Annotated in this window: 16 protein-coding genes; 5 read left to right on the top strand and 11 right to left on the bottom strand. The window is 43.3% G+C overall.

Going from position 1 to position 25597, the window contains the following annotated elements; all coding sequences use genetic code 11:
* Nucleotides 1–263: 263 nt before the first annotated feature.
* The 4 genes from GSY63_RS02150 to GSY63_RS02135 all read left to right on the top strand — a co-directional run bounded on the left by GSY63_RS02150 (nt 264) and on the right by GSY63_RS02135 (nt 3486).
* Nucleotides 264–1169 carry an alpha/beta hydrolase gene (locus tag GSY63_RS02150; RefSeq protein WP_166584177.1) on the top strand — a complete coding sequence of 302 codons (906 nt, stop codon included), beginning with the start codon at nt 264–266 and terminating at the stop codon, nt 1167–1169.
* A gap of 137 nt (nt 1170–1306) precedes the next feature.
* Entirely contained in the window at nt 1307–2119 is an 813-nt protein-coding gene (locus GSY63_RS02145) for an SDR family oxidoreductase (protein WP_166584176.1), read from the top strand.
* Between the two features lie 51 nt (nt 2120–2170).
* On the top strand, nt 2171–3082 hold the full coding sequence (locus tag GSY63_RS02140; RefSeq protein WP_166584175.1) for a helix-turn-helix domain-containing protein: 912 nt from the start codon (nt 2171–2173) through the stop codon (nt 3080–3082).
* A gap of 11 nt (nt 3083–3093) precedes the next feature.
* A complete protein-coding gene (locus GSY63_RS02135; RefSeq protein ID WP_166584174.1) occupies nt 3094–3486 on the top strand; it encodes a hypothetical protein in 393 nt (130 codons plus the stop codon).
* A gap of 50 nt (nt 3487–3536) precedes the next feature.
* Here the strand turns inward: GSY63_RS02135 and GSY63_RS02130 are convergent, their stop codons facing one another.
* The 9 genes from GSY63_RS02130 to GSY63_RS02090 all read right to left on the bottom strand — a co-directional run bounded on the left by GSY63_RS02130 (nt 3537) and on the right by GSY63_RS02090 (nt 22350).
* The gene (locus GSY63_RS02130) at nt 3537–8810 is read right to left on the bottom strand and encodes an OmpL47-type beta-barrel domain-containing protein (protein ID WP_166584173.1); all 5274 of its coding nucleotides are present in this window, start codon (nt 8808–8810) and stop codon (nt 3537–3539) included.
* Nucleotides 8811–9056: 246 nt separating this feature from the next.
* Nucleotides 9057–11423, bottom strand: a complete 2367-nt coding sequence (locus tag GSY63_RS02125) for a glycoside hydrolase family 127 protein (RefSeq protein ID WP_166584172.1) — start codon at nt 11421–11423, stop codon at nt 9057–9059.
* Nucleotides 11404–13248 carry a carbamoyltransferase family protein gene (locus tag GSY63_RS02120; RefSeq protein ID WP_166584171.1) on the bottom strand — a complete coding sequence of 615 codons (1845 nt, stop codon included), beginning with the start codon at nt 13246–13248 and terminating at the stop codon, nt 11404–11406. Before GSY63_RS02120 ends, GSY63_RS02125 begins: the two co-directional genes overlap by 20 nt.
* A gap of 1 nt (nt 13249) precedes the next feature.
* Nucleotides 13250–13399 (bottom strand): DUF5989 family protein, encoded by a 150-nt coding sequence (locus GSY63_RS02115; RefSeq protein ID WP_166584170.1) that lies wholly within the window; start codon nt 13397–13399, stop codon nt 13250–13252.
* A 10-nt stretch (nt 13400–13409) separates the two neighbouring features.
* A complete protein-coding gene (locus tag GSY63_RS02110; RefSeq protein WP_166584169.1) occupies nt 13410–13796 on the bottom strand; it encodes an SxtJ family membrane protein in 387 nt (128 codons plus the stop codon).
* Between the two features lie 11 nt (nt 13797–13807).
* On the bottom strand, nt 13808–15655 hold the full coding sequence (locus tag GSY63_RS02105; protein WP_166584168.1) for an SGNH/GDSL hydrolase family protein: 1848 nt from the start codon (nt 15653–15655) through the stop codon (nt 13808–13810).
* An 18-nt stretch (nt 15656–15673) separates the two neighbouring features.
* On the bottom strand, nt 15674–17620 hold the full coding sequence (locus tag GSY63_RS02100; protein WP_166584167.1) for a glycoside hydrolase family 127 protein: 1947 nt from the start codon (nt 17618–17620) through the stop codon (nt 15674–15676).
* Between the two features lie 104 nt (nt 17621–17724).
* Nucleotides 17725–19350 carry a RagB/SusD family nutrient uptake outer membrane protein gene (locus GSY63_RS02095; protein WP_166584166.1) on the bottom strand — a complete coding sequence of 542 codons (1626 nt, stop codon included), beginning with the start codon at nt 19348–19350 and terminating at the stop codon, nt 17725–17727.
* A 21-nt stretch (nt 19351–19371) separates the two neighbouring features.
* Nucleotides 19372–22350: a SusC/RagA family TonB-linked outer membrane protein gene (locus GSY63_RS02090; RefSeq protein ID WP_166584165.1), complete on the bottom strand. Its 2979-nt coding sequence runs from the start codon at nt 22348–22350 to the stop codon at nt 19372–19374.
* 507 nt (nt 22351–22857) lie between these two features.
* On the opposite strand from GSY63_RS02090, the gene GSY63_RS02085 reads away from it, so the two are divergent.
* Nucleotides 22858–23568 (top strand): NUDIX hydrolase, encoded by a 711-nt coding sequence (locus GSY63_RS02085; RefSeq protein WP_166584164.1) that lies wholly within the window; start codon nt 22858–22860, stop codon nt 23566–23568.
* A gap of 7 nt (nt 23569–23575) precedes the next feature.
* Here GSY63_RS02085 and GSY63_RS02080 read toward each other — a convergent pair whose 3' ends face one another.
* Both GSY63_RS02080 and GSY63_RS02075 read right to left on the bottom strand, forming a co-directional pair.
* Nucleotides 23576–24565, bottom strand: coding sequence for a glycoside hydrolase family 43 protein (locus tag GSY63_RS02080; RefSeq protein ID WP_166584163.1), 990 nt, complete (start codon nt 24563–24565; stop codon nt 23576–23578).
* Between the two features lie 4 nt (nt 24566–24569).
* Nucleotides 24570–25595, bottom strand: coding sequence for an arabinan endo-1,5-alpha-L-arabinosidase (locus GSY63_RS02075; RefSeq protein WP_166584162.1), 1026 nt, complete (start codon nt 25593–25595; stop codon nt 24570–24572).
* Nucleotides 25596–25597: the final 2 nt, after the last annotated feature.

Below are 25597 nucleotides of genomic sequence, written 5' to 3'. Positions count from 1 at the left end.
GGTTCGAGTCCCGTCCATTCCGCTAAAAGCTCATCAATTTTTTGATGAGCTTTTTTTATGCTTAACCACAGGCAAGGATTTTGCATAGGCATAAGTACGCATCCTCATACCGCAGCTTGATATCGCGCCAAACTTTGGGAACAAACCATAATCTGACTTTTTCAAACTACTTGCCAATAAACCCAGACTCGGGTGCTTCATTATATTTAGGGTCAAATAAACGTTTTGAATTTGAGCTATATTTGAAAAAGCTACCGATCCTAATGAAATATTATTACGCTGTTATAATCCTTTACCTATTAGTACTTTCAAAAAGCGTTGTAGCACAATCAAACAACCCTATTATCGGCCTATTGCCCCGCGGCACGATAATGTTCGAGAATCTTTCTTACGATGATGACACACTGACCCGACACAAATTAGATATTTATGTGCCGCCGACCGGGAAGACAACTTATCCGGTTGTTGTTTGGTTACATGGCGGAGGATGGCGAAAAGGTGATAAGTATAGCGCTATGGACTTTATGGGATCCACCGCTCACGAAATGATCAAAAAAGGATTTGCTATTGTTTCAATAAACTACCGCTATAGTAGTACCGATAAATTTCCTGCTCAGATACAAGATTGCAACGATGCGTTAAGATTTATAAATCGAAGCGGAAACAAATACCATTTGGACAAAAATAATATCGCGATTCTCGGGTTTTCGGCGGGAGGGCATCTTGCAGCACTATCAGGACTTTCCAATAATAATAATGTCACCGGATTCTATTCAAATGGGCAGATCGAGCAATCTAAAATCAAATTAATCATTGATTATTATGGCATCAGTGATCTGGAAACACTTACAGGGCCCGGAACTACTGATCCAAATACAGGAGTTCAACTTCTAATTGGTGCCAAGGCAACCGAAGCACCTGATAAAGCAAGGGAAGCAAGCCCAGTTTCTTATATAGATAAAAACGATCCGCCATTTTTGATTGTGCACGGAGACAAAGATCAAGCGGTTAACAACGGGCAATCTATAGAATTAAGTAAAAGACTTAGTCAGTCAGGCGTTAATAACGAATTGGTCATCGTACCTGGAGCCCCACATGGCGGAAATGCGTTTGACGCGCAATTTATTAGAGCCAAGCTGTTTGCATTTTTAAAGTCCTATCTTAAATAATTGATTGTGCCTACATATGGAAATAGCCCGTCGGCTAAACAAAATAAGTAATAAGTATACAACAACCCCGTATTCGTATTATTAACAGCCTCGCTTTTAGGCCGACCTTTGGTTTATCATTTAAAAACAAGTAAACAATGAAAACCATCTTAATAACCGGAGCAAGCAGTGGCATTGGCAAAGAAACCGCCAAATTATTTCAATCTAAAGGCTGGAATGTTATTGCTACCATGCGTAAGCCTGAAACCGAAACAGAATTAAAAAATCTAGATAATGTATTGGTTACCAAACTCGACGTGGTCGACCCGTCTTCCATTGCCGCCGCCGTAAACGAGGGCATCGCTAAATTTGGACAGATAGATGTTTTACTTAATAATGCTGGCTACGGTGCTTATGGAGTGCTTGAATCTTTTTCGAGAGAGCAGATAATCCGTCAGTTTGATACAAATGTTATCGGCCTGCTGGATGTAACAAAGGCGTTATTACCTCATTTTCGTCAGAATAAAAGTGGCGTTATTATCAATATTTCTTCCATCGGCGGAAAAATGTCTTTCCCGTTAGGTGTATTATATCACGGGACTAAATTTGCGGTAGAAGGTATTTCAGAATCGCTTAGCTATGAAGTGGAGCAATTTGGCGGCAAGGTAAAGATTGTTGAGCCAGGTGCTATCGCTACGGAGTTTACCGGTCGCTCTCTCGACTTTAGCAATGATGAAAGCATAGCCGAATACCAACCTATTGTTGGCAAAGTATTAGCCGCTGTAGAAACCATGTTCGGGCAGGCATCACCGGCCAGTGTGGTAGCAAACGTGATTTATCAGGCTGCCACCGATGGCACCGGTCAGTTAAGATATACTGCCGGCGAGGACGCAAAAGCAATTATTGCCCAGCGTCAACAGGCTAATGATGATGCTTTTATTGCCGGGATGAAAACACAATTTGGATTATAATTTAAATACCGATTCGAGCCTCATTGCCCTGCAATGAGGCTATATTTGTTTATGAGTATGTTCGTCCACATGCGTACCATTGCCGACCTGTTTAAGTTCTTCAGGCTCGAGCAACCGATCAGGCACCCACTGGTTGCAGTTGTCGACTTTAGCCAGGTAAGGGAAGAGATTATTGAAGACACCCGGGTATCGGCCGATTTCTATACCTTGATTTTCAAGAACTATAACCGAAACAATATAAAATATGGCCGCAAGCTTGTCGACTTTACGGATGGCAGTTTAATTTGTATGTCGCCCAATCAGGTACTGGAAATGGATAAGGACGATGAAGCATTCCCGCAATTGAACGGCTGGGGAGTTTTCTTCCACCCCGATTTTATCCGGCCAACTGCCCTTAGCGACAAAATGAAGGATTACAGCTTCTTAAGCTATGAGATGTCAGAAGCGCTTCACTTATCTGAAAAAGAAAGAACCATCCTGGCCGATTGTGTAAAAAAAATCGATGCCGAATTGCAGGAAAATATCGACGTGCATAGCCAGGCGATTATTGCATCCGGCATCGAAATGCTGTTAAACTATTGCTCCAGATTTTATGGTCGACAGTTTATTACCCGCAAAACGTCTAACAATGCTGTGGTTGCGCAGGTTGAAAAATTGCTGACCGAGTATCTTAAAACAAACAATATCAATGAACGCGGTTTACCGACTGTGAAATATCTTGCCGAGCACGTTTACCTGTCGCCCAATTATCTGAGCGATCTGCTTAAAAAAGAAACAGGCAAGAGCGCCCAAGACCACATCCACTATTATTTAATTGAGGAAGCTAAAAATATCCTGCTAAATAGTAATCGGTCAGTGGGAGAAATTGCATACACGTTAGGTTTTGAATACCCTCAGTATTTTAACAAGTTATTTAAGCAGAAAACGGGAAAAACACCGGTTGAGTTTAGAAGTATGAATTAGCCGATAAAAGGATGAAAAAGCCGATGCCATATGATTTTCTGCTCGACTATCTGCCAGCATCAATAGTAATAAAGCCTGCCATTGGTATGTTTTACATCTATTTTGAAGGCAAAATTATGCTGATTTTCCGAAGGGTAAATAAAAACCCACAGCATAATGGCATATGGATCTCAACCCGGCGGGAATACCACAACAGCTTAAAAACAGATATCCCAGCAATTACCGATTTTGATTTTGACGAAGGCGAAGCATTTGACACTGCCTGGCTTCAACTTCGCGACGGGCACGATGACTTTGAAGAATCAGCCATTCAAATCTGTGAGCTTGTTGTGCAACGAGATAAGCGCATCGGAAAAACCACTCCAAAAGCAATCCAGATTACGAAAGCAAATCCGGAAATATAAAAAAGCAGGGGTTGTAACCCCTGCTTAGATCTTTACAAAATACTATCTCTTTATTGCACCAGGAACTTCGTATCCGTAACTCCCGACGAAGATTGTGTGTTTATAATATAAATTCCTTTGGCTAAATTATTATTCAATGATATAGCAACCGTGGCCGAGCCGGAGGCATCGGTCTGGAGCTTTTGCGTTTGTTGCAACCTACCCATCATGTTGGTTACTGTCAACGTCACATTATCATTTTTGTTAAACCCATCAATCTTAACGGAGAAATAACTTCCCGCGTTCGGATTAGGGTATATAGTTATCTTTTTACCCGTATTAGCAGGTTGCTGATCGAAGAGCAGCCCAGGTTGCTGTGTTACCGCCAAAGCAGGCTGACCGCCATTTACCTGATATATTTCTATACCACATATAGCCACCCGGTTAGCCGTCGGGTTAAACTTAATATCTAAAGATCCATCGGTCACCGTCGTCTGGAAATCTTTAACTATCGCACTTCTGTAACCAACCTCATTAAAGATATCGAAGTTTGTCAGCACTGGTTGATTTTCCATATTAATGCTAAACACCCGTTGTCCGGCCGCGGTCCAATAGTTTTCGGTAAAGTGCATACGCACCATATAGTTACCATTAGGTATCGGGATGGCATATCTTGTTTCGGCCAAATCTGCCGCTGCCGACAGGTAGGTTTGATATAGAGAGTCGATATCCGACGCTAAAATTGGCGAGGCAATAACCTGCTGATCCAGTTTAATAGAACCCTGGCGATAGTTTATATCAGCTTCATAAACTTTGCCACCTATGGTCATTGCCACATCAGAGCCACCCTTTATACGTTTTACCAGCCCTACTGTTGATGTAGCTGTATTGGCGATACCATAAAACGGTACACGAAGCGGCGAAGAAGCACTATTGTAGTTAACCAATAACACTGCATTTTTAATACCGGTGCTTGTAGGCACAAATTTTACATTTAATGGCGTGGTAGCCTGTATAGCCAAGCTATTAGTCTTCAGCGAGCCCATGGCAAACTCACTGGCGTTAGGCCCAACTATCTGCACGCTTTTGATGGAAATGGGCGAATCGGTCGAACTATCCGGATAACTTATGCCCATGTTTTTCAAGGTTAGCGCAACAGTATTCGTTGTACCAGTCATTGCCGAACCAAAATCCATAACGGTGTTTGGTGTTGCGGCCAGGTCTGAATAATGCAGCGATCCTCCATCTGGTTTTATATTTTCTACATAATATATATTATCCTGATAGTCGAAGTTGGTATAAGGCGTGCCCAGGTAGTCGCAATCTAAAAAGTATGCGTTTGGTATAATGTTACCATTACCGTCCATCGCCTTCAGGAACCTTATCCCAATAAGCCCCTGATAGTTTTTGGTTCGATCTGAGCACGAAGACCCGATTTGGATACCAAATGATCCGGTTGGGGTAAAGGTACCCTGCGCCAAAGTGGTTGTAGAGCCCTGGAGCCGCGGCAGCACAGACTGCCCGTCTAAAGGGTTATGCGTAAACAGGGTAGTTAATTTGGTTGATCCTTTTGTAAAATACTTAAACGACTCTGTGGCAGAACAGCAACCATGATAAGCAACCACCTGCCTAACGGTTACAGGTTTGCTCGGATCGGCAATAACAAAATAAGACTGCACCACTTCGCTCGAACTAGGCATTCTTGATGTCCCGTCATTGCCGTTATCGTCATGCCCATATCCAACTACACTTGTAAATCCGAAGGCGGTAATTACCTGCTGGGCGTAGGGTTCGTTGGTACTTTCCCCGGCCGCCTGCCATATCCCAACGAGTTTAATTTTCTTTACAGGCGCTATACTATCCGAAGTTGCTAACGTTAATGTGTCACTCAGAACGGTGAGCCTCGTTGCGGCGTCTTTAGCCTTAAACTGAATAGTAATATCTACATAAGATTCCGATGCCACCCTTACAGGTAAGGTTGCGGTGGTGTCTGTCCCTATCGAAACGATTTTCCAAGCAGCCGGATTAGACAATGTTAAACCTGAAATTTTCAACTTACCGACCCCTTTGTTATTTATGCGGAGCTTTACCTTATCGTGGTTGGCATTATAAGGTGTTGTATCCGGGTCTGTTCTGCGCCAAGGAGTTTGTATCAATGAAAACAACAATCTGTCATTCGCCGGGAATCCGTCCATATTCTGAACGTACATGTATGAGCCTTTCAAATTTTCTGGCGCAACCACAAATGTAGCTGGCGTTATAATGGTTTGATTATTATTGGCATCAACAGCCTTAACTGAAAAATTGTAAGTACCCGGAGTTGTGATGATAAACGGAGCAGTGTAGTTAACGTAGGCTGCATTGTTTATCGAATACTGGAATGAATTGAGACCAGAAGTTGCGTCATTTGCATTCAGGAAAACCTGCGCCTGCGTGTCGTAAGCCCCGGTTGTAGTAAGTGTGCCTACTAGTCGCATTCCTGCAGTTGGCGCTACCGCATCTGTAATCGGATCGGCTGCTGCGATGATAACAAAGTTGAGTTTAGAAGCCGTTCCACCGGTTGCATCAATGGTGAGTTTGCCATCTGTTACCTGCACCACCGCTACACCGGTAAGATGTTTCTTAGAGCTAGATGGTACGAAATCTGATACAACAGGTAAACCTTCCACGTTGATCTGGTGATCGCTATCGTAATAGCTGTCATCACCCGCGCCAACAGTTACCCTGTATGTTCCGTTTGGTACGGCATACTCCCAGTTTCCGGGAGTTAGACCTTTGGTGTTGGCTTGCATTTGAGCTAATCCGCGCAGCCGCAGATCGGAACTTAAAGTTCTGAGCGCCATGCTAAGCGTCATATCCTTCGGTGCTTTGGTGGTTGGATCTATCCAACCATAGCCGCTGCTGGCACTATAAGCCAATCCATTATCTGCAGTGTAGCCAGTGGGCGCCGTTCCACTCGACGGTAAAAAAGCTATATATACTGCTTTAAAGCCAGCCGTTGCCACAGTAAAATTAGTTGCAGTTGTTACGACGGTGTTGTTGTTGGCATCGATAGCCTTAGCCGTTAAACTATAATTTCCAGCTGTGGTAATAGTAAACGGCACTGTGTAATTAACGTACGCCGCACCATTTATAGAATATTGCAACGATGTAAGGCCCGAGGTTGCGTCGTAGGCACTCAAAACTACTTGTGCCTGCGTATCATAAGCACCACCCGACTTAACTGTGCCAACCAACCGCATACTTACCACGGGGGCAACAGCATCGGTAACCGGGTCGGCCGCTGCGATGGTGATAAAATTAAGCTTAGAGGCTGTTCCACCATTGGCGTCGATGGTTATTTTGCCATCAGTTACCTGAACCACGGCCACACCAATCAGATGCTTCTTGGTACTTAAAGGGACGAAGTCTGATACAATGGGGAAGCCTTCCACATTGATCTGGTGGTCGCTGTCGATATAACTATCGTCACCTACACCAACTGTTACCCGGTACATTCCGTTTGGCACCGCATATTCCCAGTTTCCAGGAGTCAACCCTTTGGTATTGGCCTGTAATTGGGCTACGCCACGTAAGCGGATGTCAGAACTCAATGTTCTTAGCGCCATGTTAAGGGTCATATCTTTTGGCGTTTTGGTGGTTGGGTCTATCCAGCCATAGCCACTGGTAGCATTATAAGCCAACCCATTATCGGCCGTATAACCTGTTGGCGCTGTCCCCGATGAAGGTAAGAAAGCAATGTTTACTGCTTTAAATCCTGCTGGAGCTATTGTAAAAGTAGTGGCGCTTGTTTCGATTGTATTATTATTTGCATCAACAGCCTTAGCAGTTACACTGTAATTGCCGGCTGTAGTGAGCGTAACCGGAACAGTGTAATTTACATATGCCCCGCCATTTACTGCATACTGCACTGAGGTAAGTCCCGATGTTGCATCGTTGGCATTTAGCACAACCTGAACCTGAGAATCATATGCCCCGGTTGATTTAACCGTTCCAACCAATCGCATACTCACTGTTGGCGCTACCGCGTCGGCTATCGCATCTGCAGTTGAGATGGTAATAAAATTAATTTTGCTGGCGGTACCTCCATTAGCATCAATGGTGAGTTTGCCATCGCTTACCTGCACCACCGCTACGCCTATTAAATGCTTCTTAGTACTTAAAGGAACAAAGTCGGATACTATCGGAAAACCTTCCACATTAATCTGGTGATCGCTGTCTATGTAACTATCGTCGCCCACACCAACCGTTACGCGATAGGTTCCGTTTGGCAGCGCATATTCCCAATTGCCGGGCGTTAGGCCTTTGGTATTGGCTTGCATTTGAGCTACACCCCGCATGCGCAAATCAGAACTTAGCGTTCTGAGCGCCATATTAAGGGTCATATCTTTGGGGGCTTTGCTGGTTGGGTCTATCCAACCGTAACCACTGGTAGCACTATAGGCAAGTCCATTATCGGCTGTATAGCCCGTTGGCGTTGTTCCGGATGAAGGTAAGAATGCAATGTTTACCGTTTTAAAGCCAGCCGGTGCTATGGTAAAAGTGGTGGCGCTGGTTACTATTTGATTTCCATTGGCATCAACAGCTTTCGCTGTTAAACTGTAATTGCCAGCCGTAGTAATATTAAACGGAAGCGTATAGTTAGTATACGCACCACCATTTACAGAATATTGTAATGAAGTGAGACCAGAAGTTACATCATAGGCACTCAGTATTACCTGTGCCTGCCCATCATATGCGCCGTTTGATTTAACCGTGCCCACTAATCTTAAACTGGCAACCGGAGCAACTGCATCAGAAACAGTATCAACCGAGGTTATGGTAATAAAGTCTATTTTAGTAGCGGTACCACTGGTAGCATCAATAGTGAGTTTGCCATCGCTCACCTGCACTATTGCCGCGGCAATAAGGTGTTTTTTGGTACTTAAAGGTACGAAGTCTGATATCAGCGGGAAGCCCTCGGCATTAATCTGGTGGTCGCTATCAATGTAACTATCGTCACCAACGCCAATCGTTACCCTGTAGGTTCCGTTAGGTACGGCATATTCCCAGTTTCCGGGAGTCATTCCTTTAGTATCAGCCTGCATTTGCACTAAACCCCGCAACCTCAGGTCGGCACTTAGCGTTCTGAGCGCCATATTGAGGGTCATGTCTTTCGGTGCATTGGTTGTGGGATCTATCCAGCCATAACCTCTTGTTGCATCATAAGCCAGGCCATTATCGGCTATATAGCCAGTTGGAGCGGTTGCTGTTGAAGGCCGAAATGAAATGTATACCGGACTAAAGGGATCGGCTTTTTTTGCCTTGCCAAATCCCGCCAATACAACGGCAGGAAAGAAAAGCATCAATAGCGCAATTCTTATTCGTGGTTTAATTAGGAGCGTAGAAATTAGGGACATACTGTTGTATCTTGGTGATATTTACTACTAATATTACCAAAATCGCCCGACTCTAATTTGCACCCTAAGAAAACGTGCCGAAGTTGTATAACAGTGTGAGTAATACCACACTAAAAAACTTCTACTCCCGAATTTTTATGTTTTTTTAGTTAAAAAACGCAATCTCCCGACTAGCAAGCGCCCGAAGAAAACTTAGTTCAATGTCTTACTTTCTTTAACCATTCTAACGTCAAAAACACCACCGGCTATCGATCCTTTTTCGGCGACAAACTTCACCACTACAATTCCCGGTTTAGCCACCGATGCCGGGATAGCGTACTCTTTTGTAAAAAATATATCGCCCTGGCTACCGTCCAAAACAACATGCGCGAGTTTTTGATCATCAAGATAAATATCAAACGAGCGGTTTGCGTCGCCACCGTAATAGGTAACCAAAAGTGCTTTTACTGATGGCGTAGTCCTCATTTTGTAAGCAAAATAACCGGAAGCATCTCTCCAGTGCTTATTTCGAAACACCCCCGTCTTAGAACCATTACTTTCGATGGAATGATCAGACTCTGGCTGTTGCTCGCCCGGCGAAACCTGATCTACGGTCCGTTTAGCAAGCGCAATTATATTATCGTCATCCGCCAGTTGATGTTTGCGTTGTTCAATTGAATCTGCTTTGGCAATTGGCCAATACAACATATACCGGGCATCGTGGAGCTCAAAAAACGGCATTAGCTTAAGCTGTTTATATTGAGGTTGATAAACCATGTTGGCAAATGTAAATCTCAATGGTGCCTCTGTAATTGGTTTCAATTCGGCTGATATATCATTGCCATTGTCCACCAAAAGTGGGGCTTTGTCTATTGGCTCTAAAGGACCTGTGGCTACGTGGCCAAAACGGCTGCCATCGGCCATAAGGCCAACCAACTTCGTTGTATCGGTAGCGGCAGCCAAAACAATAGGCCCATGTACTATAGATACCCACTCCGAATGGTCGGGCAGATATTCCAATTTATTTCGCATCGGTAGTTGTATTGACACCCTATCGCCATTATTCCATTTTCTGTTGATGGAAACGTAACCATTAGCATCCTTTGCTGCTTTAATAAACTTACCATTCAGGCGCAGGGTAAAACCACCCTCTTTAACCCATTCAGGTTGCCTGATCCACAATTTAAACGTTGATGGTTTGGTGCTCACTATCCGTAATTCCGACTTTTCTTCAAATGGGAAGTTATTCGTTTGCACTAAGGCTATCCCTTGCTGTTTCCAATCTAATTTGGAGGCTATAAACAAGTTCACATACAAATCTTTCCCCTGATGTGCATAGATCATTTCGCCATATTTACCGTGGTTCTCCATGCCCGTGCCAACACAGCACCAAAAACCTTCGTCGGGCTGCGAGTAAACCCGATAATGGTCTGGGCGAATTGGTGTAAAGTACACGAAACCTCCTTTACCCGGATGCTGGGATGATAGGATGTGATTGTATAGTGTTCGCTCATAATAATTCATATACTTCGCATCTGGCTTGGTTAAAAAGAGCATCTTGGTCAGCTTTAGCATATTATAACTATTGCATGTCTCCGGCCCTTGCTCAGATTCAACCATCGAGATAAAATTATTTGCAGGATTGAAATGCTCCCGCACACTGTTTCCGCCGATAGAAATACTCCGGTTGTCCACAACGGTTTCCCAAAAAAATCTTGCAGCCGAATCAAATGACGAATCGTTGTCCAATTCCGCAATTCGCTCGAAGCCTATTACCTTCGGAATTTGCGTATTGGCATGCAGTCCGTTCAATTTATCCTGATGCGCTTCAAGCGGCTGCAGAATGGCCTGATGATCGAATTTTTTCGCCAACACCAGGTATTTGTTATCGCCGGTTATGGCCGCCACATCCGCGCATACTTCGTTCATACCACCTTGCTCGGTATCCAGCATCTTCTGTATTTGCTGTTCCGATAATTTTGATAAAAGCCTATCTGCCCAATCTGTCAGCTTAATGAGCACATCTTTGGCTTCGGCGTTGCCGCCAATAAGATATGCATCGCGCAGTCCGGCATATAGTTTATGCAGGTTATACCAGGGCACCCATCGTTTATTAAACAGATCGAAGTTTCCGTTTGCTACATGTTCCCACATTAAGGGTCCTTCGGGTACACCGCCAACATAACCGTCTGTGCGGTTATCCTGGCATCGCTTTAATTCGCTTACCATGTAGTCAAGGCGTGTCTTCCACACCTTTTGACCGGTAGAGGCATACATCTGCGCAAGCGCGGTAAGATAATGACCGGCGGTATGGCCGTCGAGGCCTGTATTTTCCCAATTGCCGTAACTTTCGGCCTTGGGTTTAAGCCCAGCCTCGCGTAAAAATGGGGCCAGCAAGCGGTCGGGGTCAAGCTTTAGCATATAGCCCATATCCGTTTGTTCCGCGTCGAGAAAAGGGCTCTTTAGCAGATGCACTTCATTGAGGGAGAATGATTGAAGCTGCGGCTGCTGTGCCAATGCCTGCATCCCGGAGGCTACTAACCCAATTAAAATGCTGGTTTTAAACCACTGTATTTTCATAGTTATTCAGATCTAATGTTATCGCCGAATTCGCGGTAACAGTTTGTTTTCTTAGCATAAAACTCTCAATCACCACTACGTCGATATCCGTGTGGAGAAAGCATTCGAGCGCATCTTTTGGCGAGCATACAATTGGCTCATCCATGCGGTTAAATGAAGTATTTACCAACATTGGGCAGCCCGTTATATCGTAAAATGCATTAATAAGCTTGTAAAAATCGGGGTGGTCGTCTTTATCAACTGTCTGAATTCTGGATGAGCCGTCGACATGTGTAGTCGCAGGCAATACCGATCTTGATGCTTTCAGCTTATCAAATCCGGTTAAAAACTCATCCTTTGCATAACGGAGCAAAAATTCTTCTTTTAGCGATGCCACCAATAACATGTATGGGCTTTCGCAATTCAGATCAAAGTACTGAGGCAAAAACTCCCTGAGTATTGCAGGGGCAAAGGGTCTGAAAGATTCTCTAAACTTAATTTTTTGATTAAGTACTGATTGCATTGCCTTGTTGCGCGGATCGGCTATTATGCTCCTCGCACCCAAGGCACGTGGCCCAAATTCCATACGGCCTTTAAAATAGCCCACTATCCGCCCGGCAGCTATTTCTTCGGCAATACTTTTATAATAGTTATTGTCATCGAGCACCTCGAATGACAGGTTTCTTGCCAGCAATAACTGTTCAACTTCATCAATTGCGAAAGATGGCCCAAGCAAGGCTTGCTGCATTTTGTCTTTATCGCCGGTAATTTTTCGTTCGCGTCCCGGATAATTATAATAGACCTCTAAAGCAGCCCCAAGGGCACCTCCGGCGTCGCCCGCTGCAGGCTGTATCCAAATATTTTTAAAACCGGACTGCTTAAGAATTTTACCGTTTACCACACAGTTTAAGGCTACTCCGCCAGCCATGCATAAATTATCGAGGCCAAATTCCTGATGTAATGCGGTGGTAAGCTTAAGCATGATATCTTCGCAAACCGCCTGGATTGATGCCGCTATATCCATATGGAACTGGGTTACTTCTTCATGGCTTTTTCTAACAGGATGTCCGAATAATTTATCAAACGACTTACCTGTCATAGAAAGACCAGTACAATAGTTGAAAAATTTCATGTTTAACCTGAAAGAGCCATCCGGCTTTACATCAACCAGGTTTTGGAGAATCAAATCGGTATAAACCGACTTCCCGTACGGAGCCAGCCCCATCACCTTATACTCGTCGCTGTTAACCTTAAAGCCCAGATAATAGGTAAATGCAGAATATAACAAACCAATGGAATGGGGGAATCTGATTTCTTTAAGGGTAGTGATCTTGTTTCCACGCCCAATTGATATGGCGGTTGTAACCCACTCCCCTACGCCATCAGCTGTGAGTATAACAGCGTCCTGATAGGGCGAAGGGTAAAAAGCAGAGGCTGCGTGTGAGGTATGATGAGGAACAAAAAGCAACTTCTCAGCATCAAATTTCTGCTCGTTGTTAAGCGTCGTCAGAGCCGATAACATATTCTTTTTTAGGAATATTTTTTCCTTTAACCATACGGGTATGGCTTTTATAAACGAAAAGAAACCTTTTGGCGCAAAAGCCAAATAGGTTTCTAATAGCCGCTCGAACTTTTGAAAAGGTTTCTCATAAAAAACCACGTAGGTTATTTCAGATAGTTTGATCTGGGCTTCGGCAAGGCAATAGCGGATAGATGCTTCCGGGAATTGTTCGTCGTTTTTAATTCTCGAGAACCGCTCCTCTTGTGCCGCCGCCACAATTTCCCCGTTGTGGATTAAACAGGCAGCACTGTCGTGATAATATGCCGAAATGCCAAGGATATACATGTTAAAACAGCGTATAAATAAATGGCGCCAGAGCCGATCCCTGTACTAACACGATCAGCAAACCAATCATTAAAAGAAACAATACCAGCGGCAGTAACCAAAAGCGTTTGCGCGATTTGAGGAAAAGAAAAAACTCTGCTATAACGTTCATTTTTGCCCGATTAAAATTGTTGTTTATAAGAGCTTTCGCTTGTTGTAGCTGTTGTATCGAAATAAGTTTCCCGTGGGGATTTCCATTCCAGATTGAGCAGGTTTTGCCTGAGTAATCTCATTATTAAACCCATAGGGACGATAATAAAGACATAAACCAGCAGTAAGATCAGAACGGTGTTAACTGCTCCCATAACGGCGCCAATCTTATCCCAAACAATTCGCAAAGGGTTTAGCAACCTTGGTATAGCAAGCGCAAGTACTATTAACAACCCACCAATAACCCCAAGGGTAGTGGTTTGATGATGCCTGATGAGCAGCTGATAACCAAAAATGAGCAGCAACATTGCCCCTGTTATCAGGCCAAATTTCTTGTTAACGCTGTCTTTTTTTATCATCTCAGCTTGGGTTAATTATACTTGGCAGCCGCTTCGTCTGCACCTATATGATGGTAGTCAATTGCTATCTCTCGCTTTAGAGCATCATTCTCGGCAATGGAGTTTAATTTGGTTTTAAGCTCAATAATTTGATGAGCAACTTCCAATATTTGAGGTAGCGAAGCATCCTGCGGGTGCATTTCTATTGCCTGTTTCAAATAACTTACTGCTTCCTCCGGCGAGTCTGTTTTCAAACAGGCGATATAGAGGTTTTGCAGGTTTTCAAACGACGGTTCCTGGCTGTAGGCTTTTTTGAAACAGAATAGTGTATTTTCCGGATCGCCAAGTTCTAGACTTATTCGCCCTGCAAATATCTTATAGGTGATGTTTAAAGGGTTATCAAGCATGGTTGCTTCCACCGCTTTTAACGCGGTTTTCTTGTCGTTAGCGTGCATGCTGGCCTGAAAAAGCTGATTCATAGCTTCGCTCCAGGTTATGCGGTTAACAGCCATTGCTCCCGCCAACTGTTCGTCCAAAGAATTGCCCCTTTTAAAATTTTGCGGAATAGGCTTGTTAAAAGGCCAGCCGGATTCGAGCATCATCACCGTGTAGGCACCATACAGAGAATCGACTTTGGTCACCGGCATTTTAATCAACAAGTCTGCAAAGGGCATGCTCTTAACCGACTTAGATTTGATAAGGTTTGCTTTTTGAATGGATTTGTAAAAAGCATCCGACAGCAAAGCATAGCCGTAAAGGTTTGGATGCACGTGTTCCAGCAGTGTTTCATTGCCCAGAATACCCTGTGGCGATGCGGCCGAAAAAGAAGTTCTTGCATCTACCAGATGCACTATACTATGTTTAGCTGCAATGGTATTGATTGCATTGTTAATGTCTTCAGGAGCACGAAAACGAAGCAAGTCGAGATCCCTTGCTTTAATAAAAAGCTGCTTAGCTGTGTTGTAATCCCCCTTAGCATAAGCTGCTTTAGCCAGGGCGAACTGATCTGCAGCATTAACGTTACCTGTGCCCTTGCTGGTAAACGGAGTTAAGTCTTTTTCGTTACTTACCAGGTTGCTTAAAAACACAGGGATGTTTTTCTTCTGCATCAAGTCGCATAGCTCGCCTATGTTTTGTGTAAACTGACGAATACCAGCTTTGTATTCTGGCGAATTGTATGGTATCTCCTGGTTGGCAGCCATACGCTTCATCAGGGTTTCTCTTTCGTCGATTTTGGCAGCGCCACCATTTTTAAGTTTACCTACAAGGCTACCGATTAGTTGAACCAGCCTCGATCTGCGAAGCTGTATCAACGTTTTTACAAGCACCCTGTTATTACCTGCATTACTTGTAGATCCTACCCCCAAGGCGCCGTAATATTCGTTATGTCCCGTGTAGATTAACACCGCATCTGGTTGGTAGTCTAATACTTGTTTGCCAAAATCTAATACGGTGTACGAGTTTACAGCGGTGAGCGAAACGTTAACCACCTCAAAGTTTATATCCGGATAGGTACGCTCCAGGCGGTATTGCAGCCAACGATGAAAAGAACCGTTATGCACATAAGGATATCCTGCGGTAGTAGACTCGCCCAGTACAAATATCCGGAAGGTATTGGCGGTTTTATTGATCCTGAAAGGCTCGATATTACCTCTGGTCTCATTTACCGTATCTGAAAAATAACGCTGCGAAGCATACTTATTCATCACCCAATAATCATGATTATCGGGATATTGAATAAACAGTGCTGTATCATGTCCATACCCAAACAATCGCAAGGCGCCCTCTACCAAAAACAAAACAATAACAGGCAACAGGAACGCCATGAGCTTAAACGCTCTCAGTTTAGTTTTAGATAATCGCTTTTCTTCCATACTCATTCGCCAGATACGGCTTATCTATTTAGTTGGAAACCATACTTGCATTTCGCCTTTGCCTCTGTTTGCCCATGAGTAGTACGGTATAGCAGTAAAAGGCACTTTGCTACCTCTATTTAACACTTCTCCTTTTAGTTCGGTAATGCCATTTAATTTGTTGGCATCAAATACCGGCTGTAAATTGGCGTTAAGCGGCACCGCCATTGCGTCTACTTTCGCGGTATTGTCTGTCCATTCTGCACAGTAAATAATCGGCCCGCGTTGCAGGGCTACTTTATCCTTATCGTTGGGCAAGTTACTGCTGGCCATCACTTTTCTTACCGGCATAGGCAGGTTAAGTTCAATCTGATCGCCTTTTGTCCACTTATGTTTTACCACGGCGTAGCCATTTTGCAGTTCATACTTCACTGACTTACCATTAACTTTTACTGTATATTTTTCGGTATTGGTAGTTTGAAAATGATAAAGATCTAACGGGATAGCATCATTTTTTGCCCAACCCGGTATACGCACATATACATCAAACTCTTTTGCTTTTTCAGGATTTACAGAAATTTTCAGCCCGCCATTCCAAGGGTAATCATTTTGCTGCGATAGTTGAACAGGTGTACCGTCAATCTGAAGTGTAGCGGTGCTGCTTATAAAAAGATTCACATATATCTTATCACCACGATTGGCATAAATATACCCCGGTAACGACGGCAGAAAGCGAACCAGGTTTGTAGGGCAACAAGAGCACTCGAACCAGCTAGAGCGTTGTGGCTCCAGTGAATTATGTGTAAACCCATCGGTTACCTGCATAGCGTTGGTGTAAAAGAAAGATTTTCCATCCAGGCCAACGCCGGATATTAATCCGTTATAAAGCACCTTCTCCAGCAGGTCGATGTATTTAGAATCGCCATGTAGTAAAAACATACGTTGGTTCCAGAAAACGTTGCCTATAGCGGCACAGGTTTCGTTGTAGGCTGTTGCGTTGGGTAATTCATAGTCAGCACCAAAGCGTTCGCCATCGGGTATTGCGCCTATGCCCCCTTGTACATATATCTTTTTGCCTACCATATTATTCCAAATGGTATCTATGGCTTTAATATATTGTTTATCGCCAGTTAAAGCAGCTACGTCTGCTATACCCGAATACAGATACATAGCTCTAACGGCGTGCCCCTCAGCTACGGTCTGATCTGTTACTGGTTCGTCATCCTGCCAATACATTCCGTTTTTCCATTCATCCGGATTACTTTTATCATAAGTCCGTTTGCCCCTTTCGTCAATGAAGAATTTAGCGAGATTCAGATAGTCTTCCTTACCTGTAATTCTATAAAGCCTAACTAAACCCATTTCCACAATCTCGTGCCCTGGTGCTACATGCCGTTTTCCGGGGCCAAATGTTTCAACCAGCAAATCGGCATTTTTTAAGGCGATATTCAGAAAATTCTTCTTCCCTGTAGCAAGGTAATGGGCCGCAGCAGCTTCAAACATGTGGCCCGAGTTATAGAGCTCGTGGCTTAGTTCGTTTTCTTTTACCCATCTTTCGCTGCCCGACCATGGATGTGGGTTAAGCGGATCGATAGTGCGGGCGGTGTACAAATAACCATCCGGCTCTTGCGCTTTGCCAACTATAGCAATCAGCGAATCTACATAATGATCGAGTTGAGGGTCTGGATGAACCTGCATTGAGTATGATGCGCCCTCTATGGTTTTATAAATATCGGTATCATCAAAAGGGTATTTGGTGCAAAATTTACCGCTCTTTGCAGCGGCCATTTCAAAGTTTTTTACCCGACCGGTATTCTCGCATCTGGCAAATGAAGCCGGTATGGTAACAGTTCGGTTAACTTCAATTCTTTTAGACCAGAACTGGTCGGTTAGCTTTACATCCGTAAAACTTACCGGCTGTATAGGGTAATCTTTGTGCTGCGCGTTTGCGGCAAAAGCAACTAAACATAATCCAAATAGTATATTTTTCATCACGTCAATTTTCGTGTCCGATAATCAGGAATGGTTGTTTTTATTAATGCTAAAAGCACAGCGCCAATTTTGGTTGACACTGTGCCCTTAATTTACTAAAGATATTAATACCCTGGGTTTTGCTTCAAGTTTCCGTTAGTGTGAAGCGCACTTGTTGGAATTGGCAGCAAGGTCCGGTAATCACCATTAGGCGAATGTGACAACCAGGATTTTTTAGTAAAAATCCCAAACCTGATCAAATCCTGCCGTCTCCGGCCTTCCTGCGCAAATTCCCAACCTAATTCGTCGAGCATCCTGCCGTACTGAATATCGGAAACCGACTCGTGCGTGGTTGCCAAATGGTTTCTTAAACCATAATCATAAACTGAAGGCCCCTGTATCTGCGCCGCCGTTACGGTTGCTTTTGCCGGGTTATTCATAAAGCTGCGCTGCCTTACCTGCGTTACCAGTGTTGCTGCAGTTCCGGCATCGCCAGATCTTAGGGCAGCTTCTGCTTTCATCATTAATACGTCCCCATATCTTAACAAAGGAAAATCGTTGCTCATCCCCACCAATTCGCCAACCTGAATTTCATATTTACCCAGGCGATAGCCATGTACTTCCTGGCTCGAATCTACACCAGGCAACTCATTGATGTAGGCGAGCGGCTTGCCGTTATATTTATCCATAGTTCCCAATAAAACAGCACCCGAAGCGGTGTATTGCTGTCCTTGCACCCAGTTAGCCTTTAAACGGGCATCGTCCGGGTCGAAGGTGTTGATAAATTGCGGAAGCGCACAAATACCACCCCAAGGCGAGTTCTGGAAATTATAGGTTGCCTGATTTTCTGGCTGCAATGTTTCCATGTGTAAAGTCCACGCGGTAGAACCGTCAGAGGTGTACACATTGTCAAATGGAATAGCGAACACAATTTCTTTTGACCCCGCATTGTTGGTTGAAAAGACAGTTGATTGAACCGCTTCTAAGCCATACAAGCCGGAGTTAATTACCTGGTCGCATGCCTTAATACAATCAGCCCAATCGGCAGTGCCTGTATATACTTCAGCATTCAGATAAACTTTTGCCAAAAGCGCATAACCAGCCCATTGGTTAAAGCGGCCATAGGTTGTACCATCATTAAGCTTACTTAGTAAGGGCACGTTTGCGGTAAGTTCGGATACTATAAAAGTGTATACTTCCTTACGGGTATTTTGCGGAGGCAAGTAACCGGCCTCTACATCAAATTTGGTGATGATCGGCACATTTCCGAAGAAATCGCAAAGCGCATAGTAAAATGAAGCCCTTAAAACTTTTAACTCGGCCTCCAGCTGATCTTTACCCGAAGTAACAGGGATAAGGTTATTATCTAACTGATAAAGCAAACGGTTACAGTTGGTAATACCGGCATAGGCGTTGGTCCAGATCTGGTAACTATTATCTTCGTCGGCAGTCCATTTGTGTTCATGTACGCGTCTGTATATCCCACCATCTACCCATCCGTTTGGCCGGGCTGGTATAACGGTTTCATCAGCCGATATCTCGTTAGTTCTCCATACCGCATTAGCGCTTCGTCCCAATTCGAGGGTACGCCAATTGGTGTAGGGTACGCCTACTAACGCCGCCACATCTTTACTGGTAGGGCTAAACTGACTCGAGACAATGGTTGCGTAATCATTATCGTTGAGTTTTGTACAGGAATAGGCCAGCATTAAGGCGAGTATTCCAAAACATAGTAAATATCTCTTTTTCATGTTAATCTCTTTTTTCAATCCTTAAAAACTTGCAGATAAACTAATCGTGTAGGTTCGTAGAGTAGGGTAAGTATCACGTTGATCAATACCTGGTGCTAAGCCGCTACGATCAACCTCCGGGTCTATCCCTTTATAGCCGGTAATGACGAATGCGTTGAGCATTGAAAAAGCAACTCTTGGATTGTGGATGTATTTTGCCTTTAAATTTCTGAAGGTATAACCTAAATTAATGTTGTCAACTTTCCAGAAATCGCCGTTCTCTACATAATAGCTATTGTATTCCAGCGGAACATTTTTATTAAGTACGGCAGTACCAAAAACCGGATCGTAAGCAGATTTCAGCCTGTTGTAATTAATAATACCCGGGTTCTCGTAATACATTCTTTGAAAGTTGATCACCTGGTAGTCAAAGGCGCCTCTCATAGTTACGCTGAAGTCCCAGTTTTTATAGGCAATACTATTGTTCCATCCACCGTAGTATTTTGGCAAGCCATTTCCGATAATCTGCTTATCGTTAAATGAGTGACCGAATTTATCGTAAGGAACACTTGTGCCGTCTGGCTCCTGGTAAATCCAATAACCATCCTTCGAAACGCCGGTAACTTTGTAACCGTAAAAATCTCCGATGTTATGCCCAACCTGAACAATACTGGTGAAGGTTTGAATAGGATCGCCGGTGTATCCAGTTGTAAAATAAGGCACAGTTGCCTGGTATAGATCGTTAGAAAGGCTAACCAGCTTGTTGGTATTGGTAGAGAAGGTAAACGTACTGGTCCAGTTAAAATTCTTGTTTTTTATTGGTGTAATGTTCAATGTTACCTCAACACCCTTATTCTCCATGGTACCTACATTGGCCATTGTTGTCGGGTAAAGATTTGGTGGGCTTGGTACATTGTAGCTATACAACAGACCTTTAATCTTTCTGTCGTAGTAATCAACACTACCCGTAATAAAACCTTTTAAAATGCTATAATCTAAACCAATATCTGTTTCGTGCTTTTCTTCCCATCTCAGGCTTGGGTTAGCGTTTTGGCTTGGCGACAAAGTTTGAATCCACTGTCCGTTATACAGAATGTAATTGCCGTAGCCCAGCAGGCCTACCGCAAGAAATCCGGCTGCAGGCTGATTACCGGTTACACCGTAGCCTGCGCGTAACTTCAGGTCGTCAAAAATATGCTGATTTTGCATAAATGACTCCTTGGTGATGCGCCAACCTGCTTGTACAGATGGGAATTTACCATATGGCTCGCTGGCGCCGTATAGTTGACTGGCACCATCAATACGTAAGCTGGCCAATAACAGGTATTTCTCTTTATAGTTATAAGTGCCCCGGGCAAAATAACTGATGAGGTTAGTTTGTGTGCGGCCGCTAATTATAAAATCCTGACCGTCTTTTTGCGCGGTTCCTAGTTGGATTTGATTGTAACCAAATTGATCTGTAGGAAAATTGTGGTTAGTAATACCCGAATTAAAATAATCATAATCCTGGTATTCATACCCACCAAGAACGGTGAACCGATGATCGCCAAAGGCTTTTGAATATTCTGCAGAGATATTTAGAAAGCGCTCTACAGTTTGTCCGGTAGAAATATTGGCAACCCCATTTTGGTTATCTCTTAGGGTAGATATATTTTGCGAGTTGGCATAGTAGAGGTTTTGATAACCGCTTTTGGTATACGATCCGGTTGCAGCTATGCGCAAGCCACTAACAGGCAATAAGGTAACCGTAGCGTTATACTTACTTCTGAAAGACGTTTGCGGCTGATCTGTATTATACAAATCCGACACCGGGTTTTGATATTGAAAATTAGTTGGCTCCTGGTAATAGCTGCCATCTGGCATTTTCACCGGGGCTGTAGGGTTCATTATTAATGCCTGTCTGTAATCATAAGGCGCAAATGGGATATCGTTAAAATTTGTTTGAAGTATTCCTAAGTTAAATTTTAACTTTCCGCCAAGCGTAGTATGGTTGATATCTACCCTACCTGTAAACTGCCCGTGGTTTGATTGCTGAAAAATACCATTCAGGAATCTGTAATTGGCAGATGCCAGGTAATTGGTTTGGTCATTACCACCGGTGAAGCTTAAGTTATGAACGCTTGATACCGGAAAATCCTTACTGATGGCTTTTATCCAATCTGTCGAGCTACCTTTATCATAGCTCGGATCTCTTAAGCCAGCAGCAATCTGAGCGCGATAATCATCGGCTGTTAATAGTTTCGGGGTTCTGGTTAACTGAGAAACACTCTCGCTTCCGCTATAGTCAATGCGGTTTATTTTATCACCCTTTGCGCGTTTGGTGGTAATAATGATAACACCATTAGACCCACGCACACCGTATATAGCCGCAGACGATCCATCTTTCAGGACAGACATTTCTGCTATATCTTCTGGCGCTACGGTCAAAAGATCGCCTGGAACACCGTCAATAATTACTAAAACACCAGTATTGGCACCATTAATGGTATTCGTTCCCCGAAGTAAGATTTGAGATTGTGCGTTAGGGTCTCCAGATGGGTTTGATATACTTAAACCGGCAACTTTACCTTTAAGCAATGTTCCCGCATCTGTAACAGGACCCGTAACAAAATTTTCCGATTTTACAGTTGATACAGCACTAGTCACATCGGCTTTTCGTTGAGCACCGTATCCAATAACAACTACCTCACTAAGCGATGCATTATTAGGTGTCATTATTACACTTATTGATACTTTATTCCCTATCGGCTCTTCTTTTGTAACGAAGCCTACAATAGAGAAAACAAGTGTTGCGCTAGGGGACGCATTTAAAGAAAACTTTCCCTCCAGGTCAGTTTGTGTACCCTGATTAGTTCCTTTGATTTTTACGGAGACACCGGGTAAAGGCTGCCCGTCTGCTTCTTTAACGGCTACTTTTATTTTAATTTCAGCATTTTGAGCAAATAAGCTCATTGGCGAAATCAACAAAATTAACCATAAAGACGCCAAACCACAGCATAGATTGAGTCTAAGTTTTTTCATGAAATTCGGTTTAACTGGTTTACTATAATTGGTATGTAAATCAAATATAAAAAGAAATTTATAATTGTATATAAAACACTAAAAAATATTTTTTTAGTGTTTTATATACTGAAAACTAATTTTAGGCCACCTAGCCAAATAGCTATAAAAAGGCCAAAAAAGTCCAAATTTCGCCCAAAATCAAATATTACAAAAATAAAATTTCCAACTTTTAAAAGTTCCATTTATACAATTATTATCAATATAATAGCTTAATCGAGCTTTCATGGCTTGCGAAAAGGAGCAAAAAGAAGCGAAAAAAAGCTCACTTTGAATAAAAAAGCATCTTTGTTGCCAACATTTATTGTAATCAACGCGTATTATTGGCTTACATCGGGACTTATTATGTAAATTTTACACTTAAATAGATCACAAATAACTTTGGTCTTTTATCTTTGAAGCGGAAGAAGTATATTGAACACGATTACTTAACCTATCAATCAAAATTTTTAATCAAAAGAATAGTAAATGATCAGATACGCCAATGAAAGTCGTTTTGTGCAGGCTGTAGATTGTATAGTTTTTGGATTTGACGGCGAAACATTGAAAATCTTGTTGATACAGCGGGGATTTGAGCCAGAGAAAGGCAAATGGAGTTTAATGGGAGGGTTTGTTAAACCGAACGAAAGCCTCGAACAGGCTTCTACGCGGATCCTTAAACAGCTTACCGGCCTTGACGGTGTTTATCTGGAACAGATGCACACCTTTGGCGACCCGAGCAGGGATCCGATGGAAAGGACCATTTCTACAGCTTATTTTGCGCTAATTGATATCCACAAATACGAGCAGCAGCTTAACAATGATTATCATCCCGAATGGTTTTCGGTAAAACGCATGCCCAAACTCATATTCGATCAGCAGGAAATGGTTGAGATGGCCCAGCGCAGCATCCGTTATAAAGCGGCTCTCCATCCTATATTATTTGAGCTTTTGCCCAAAAGGTTTACACTACCGCAATTACAGATCCTGTATGAGAGTGTTTACAACACCACTATCGATAAAAGAAATTTTAGCAAAAGGGTATTGGCAACCGGCTTGTTAATAAAGCAGGTAGAAAAAGATAAGTCGAGCTCAAAGCGGGGGGCGTATTACTATCACCTTAACATGCAAAAGTACTATGCTAACTTTCAGTCGTTCCTCAACTTTATCCCTAATCCTACTAATCTGATAAGCCAATAGCGTTTTTTTATTTCTTCGAAGGGTTATCGGCATTTTTAACACCTTCCGAGGTCATGATTACTCGCTTAATAGTACCATCTTTATTGTAGTAGAGATAATCGATGCATACCGAGCGGTGAAAACTACCGGCATCTGCCGCCAGGGCTCCGTTATGATAGATGAAGTAAGATTTTCCCTTGAAATCAATGATAGCCTGATGGTTGGTATTTGAATTTCCGGCCAATTCGTTAATAATCCCTTTATACTCCCAGGGCCCGTTTACGCTGCGACTCATAGCGTAAGCTATTTTTTCGGGAAATTCATAAGCGTACGACAAGTAGTACCAACCATTACGTTTATGAATCCAGGGCGCTTCTGTATAATGCGGCAGTTTAATGGTTTGAATCGGGCCGTCAAGTTCGGTCATATTTGATTTCAGCTTGGCATAATAACAAATACCGTTCCCCCAAAACAGGTAGGCTTGCCCATCGTCGTCAATAATTACAGTCGGGTCAATATCATCCCAGCTATGTGCAACGGCCTTTGTCATATCATTGGTGACTAAAGCAGAGCCACGGGCATCTTTAAACGGCCCCAACGGACTGTCGGATACAGCAACGCCAATCGCTTTACCCGGTATGGTTCCATGTTCAACAGCCACGTACCAATAAAATTTACCATTTCGTTCAATCACCTGCGATGCCCAGGCATCAGCCTTGGCCCAGGCAAAATCTTTTACATTTAAGGGAGATTGATGCTCCGTCCAGTTCACCATGTCTGACGATGAAAAGCAGGTCCAATTGTGCATCACGTAAGCATTTCTACCGATGGGCGCCTCATCGTGTCCTGTGTATAAATAAACCTGTCCTTTATAAACCATCGCAGCGGGATCGGCAGTAAATTTATGTCTGATAATGGGGTTACCATCGGCATGAATCACCGTATCACCACTTTGGGCATAAATGAAGCTGCCGGTAAACACGAGCAGAAATATCAATATTAATCCTCTTAAATTCATAGTCTTATTTTGATGAAATAGTTTTTACAAGCGGCCAGTTATCCTGCCAGCTTAATTGTTCGATGCGAAGTTTCGATACACCACGATCGGCCGCGTCGTATCCGTGAAAAACGAGGTAATCTTTACCGTCAAAATCGCACACCGCGTTGTGTCCTACCCCGTACCAATGCTCGTCGCCGGCCAGCAAGATATCGCCGCCTCCGTAACGCATTTCAACTCCTTTGCTATCCAGATAAGGGCCGGCTAATTTCTTCGATCGGCCAACAATCATTTTATAAGTACTTTGCGGCCCTTTGCAACAGTAGTCTATCGATGCAAAAAGGTAAAAATACTTTCCTTTACGAAAGATAAATGGTGCTTCTATGGCATTTCCGCCTGCATCGGGCGGGTTATTATCAACGGCAGGCATACTAGCTTTTGGATCTTTCTTTCTGCTGGCAATAGTGGGAAGATCTGTAAGCGACTGAGCGACCGCAAGACGATCCTTAGTAAGCTTAACCAGTTTCAACCCATCCCAAAACGAGCCGAATGCCAGGTAAGGCGTGCCGTTTTTATCAACTATCAAATTTGGATCTATAGCATTCCAATTATCCGTACCCGGATGCGACTGTATAATTTTACCATGATCAACCCATTGATAATCTTTACTGTCCGGATTCAAGGTTTTGTTGGTGGCAAGCCCAATACAGGAAGTGTTTTTTCCGAAAGCTGATACGGCATAAAACAGGTAATATTGCCCATTATAATAAGAAATGTCTGGCGCCCATATATGGTTTTTGAATCCGGGGACTGCATCTACCGCCCATTGCGGCGCTGTTGTAAACACAGGCTTTTCCTGCTTCCAATGCACCCTGTCTGTAGATGACCATTCGTCAATACCAAAACCTGTACAAAAAAGGTAATAAATACTGTCTTGCCGTATCATCACCGGATCGTGCACAGAAATATCTGTCTTTAACTCCTGCCCGCGTGAATGCAATGCGGCGACAGAAACTATTAAAAACAGAACAATGCGCTTGAAATTATTCATTT

It is taken from the genome of Mucilaginibacter agri, from assembly GCF_009928685.1.
In the GTDB taxonomy this organism is placed as follows: domain Bacteria; phylum Bacteroidota; class Bacteroidia; order Sphingobacteriales; family Sphingobacteriaceae; genus Mucilaginibacter; species Mucilaginibacter agri.
This window is presented reverse-complemented; position numbering and strand designations above follow the sequence as displayed.

Coding starts and splice junctions, on each gene's coding strand:
- GSY63_RS02150 (WP_166584177.1), top strand. CDS start 264: ATGAAATATTATTACGCTGTTATAATCCTTTACCTATTAGTACTTTCA.
- GSY63_RS02145 (WP_166584176.1), top strand. CDS start 1,307: ATGAAAACCATCTTAATAACCGGAGCAAGCAGTGGCATTGGCAAAGAA.
- GSY63_RS02140 (WP_166584175.1), top strand. CDS start 2,171: ATGAGTATGTTCGTCCACATGCGTACCATTGCCGACCTGTTTAAGTTC.
- GSY63_RS02135 (WP_166584174.1), top strand. CDS start 3,094: ATGAAAAAGCCGATGCCATATGATTTTCTGCTCGACTATCTGCCAGCA.
- GSY63_RS02130 (WP_166584173.1), bottom strand. CDS start 8,810: ATGCTTTTCTTTCCTGCCGTTGTATTGGCGGGATTTGGCAAGGCAAAA.
- GSY63_RS02125 (WP_166584172.1), bottom strand. CDS start 11,423: ATGAAAATACAGTGGTTTAAAACCAGCATTTTAATTGGGTTAGTAGCC.
- GSY63_RS02120 (WP_166584171.1), bottom strand. CDS start 13,248: ATGTATATCCTTGGCATTTCGGCATATTATCACGACAGTGCTGCCTGT.
- GSY63_RS02115 (WP_166584170.1), bottom strand. CDS start 13,399: ATGAACGTTATAGCAGAGTTTTTTCTTTTCCTCAAATCGCGCAAACGC.
- GSY63_RS02110 (WP_166584169.1), bottom strand. CDS start 13,796: ATGATAAAAAAAGACAGCGTTAACAAGAAATTTGGCCTGATAACAGGG.
- GSY63_RS02105 (WP_166584168.1), bottom strand. CDS start 15,655: ATGAGTATGGAAGAAAAGCGATTATCTAAAACTAAACTGAGAGCGTTT.
- GSY63_RS02100 (WP_166584167.1), bottom strand. CDS start 17,620: ATGAAAAATATACTATTTGGATTATGTTTAGTTGCTTTTGCCGCAAAC.
- GSY63_RS02095 (WP_166584166.1), bottom strand. CDS start 19,350: ATGAAAAAGAGATATTTACTATGTTTTGGAATACTCGCCTTAATGCTG.
- GSY63_RS02090 (WP_166584165.1), bottom strand. CDS start 22,350: ATGAAAAAACTTAGACTCAATCTATGCTGTGGTTTGGCGTCTTTATGG.
- GSY63_RS02085 (WP_166584164.1), top strand. CDS start 22,858: ATGATCAGATACGCCAATGAAAGTCGTTTTGTGCAGGCTGTAGATTGT.
- GSY63_RS02080 (WP_166584163.1), bottom strand. CDS start 24,565: ATGAATTTAAGAGGATTAATATTGATATTTCTGCTCGTGTTTACCGGC.
- GSY63_RS02075 (WP_166584162.1), bottom strand. CDS start 25,595: ATGAATAATTTCAAGCGCATTGTTCTGTTTTTAATAGTTTCTGTCGCC.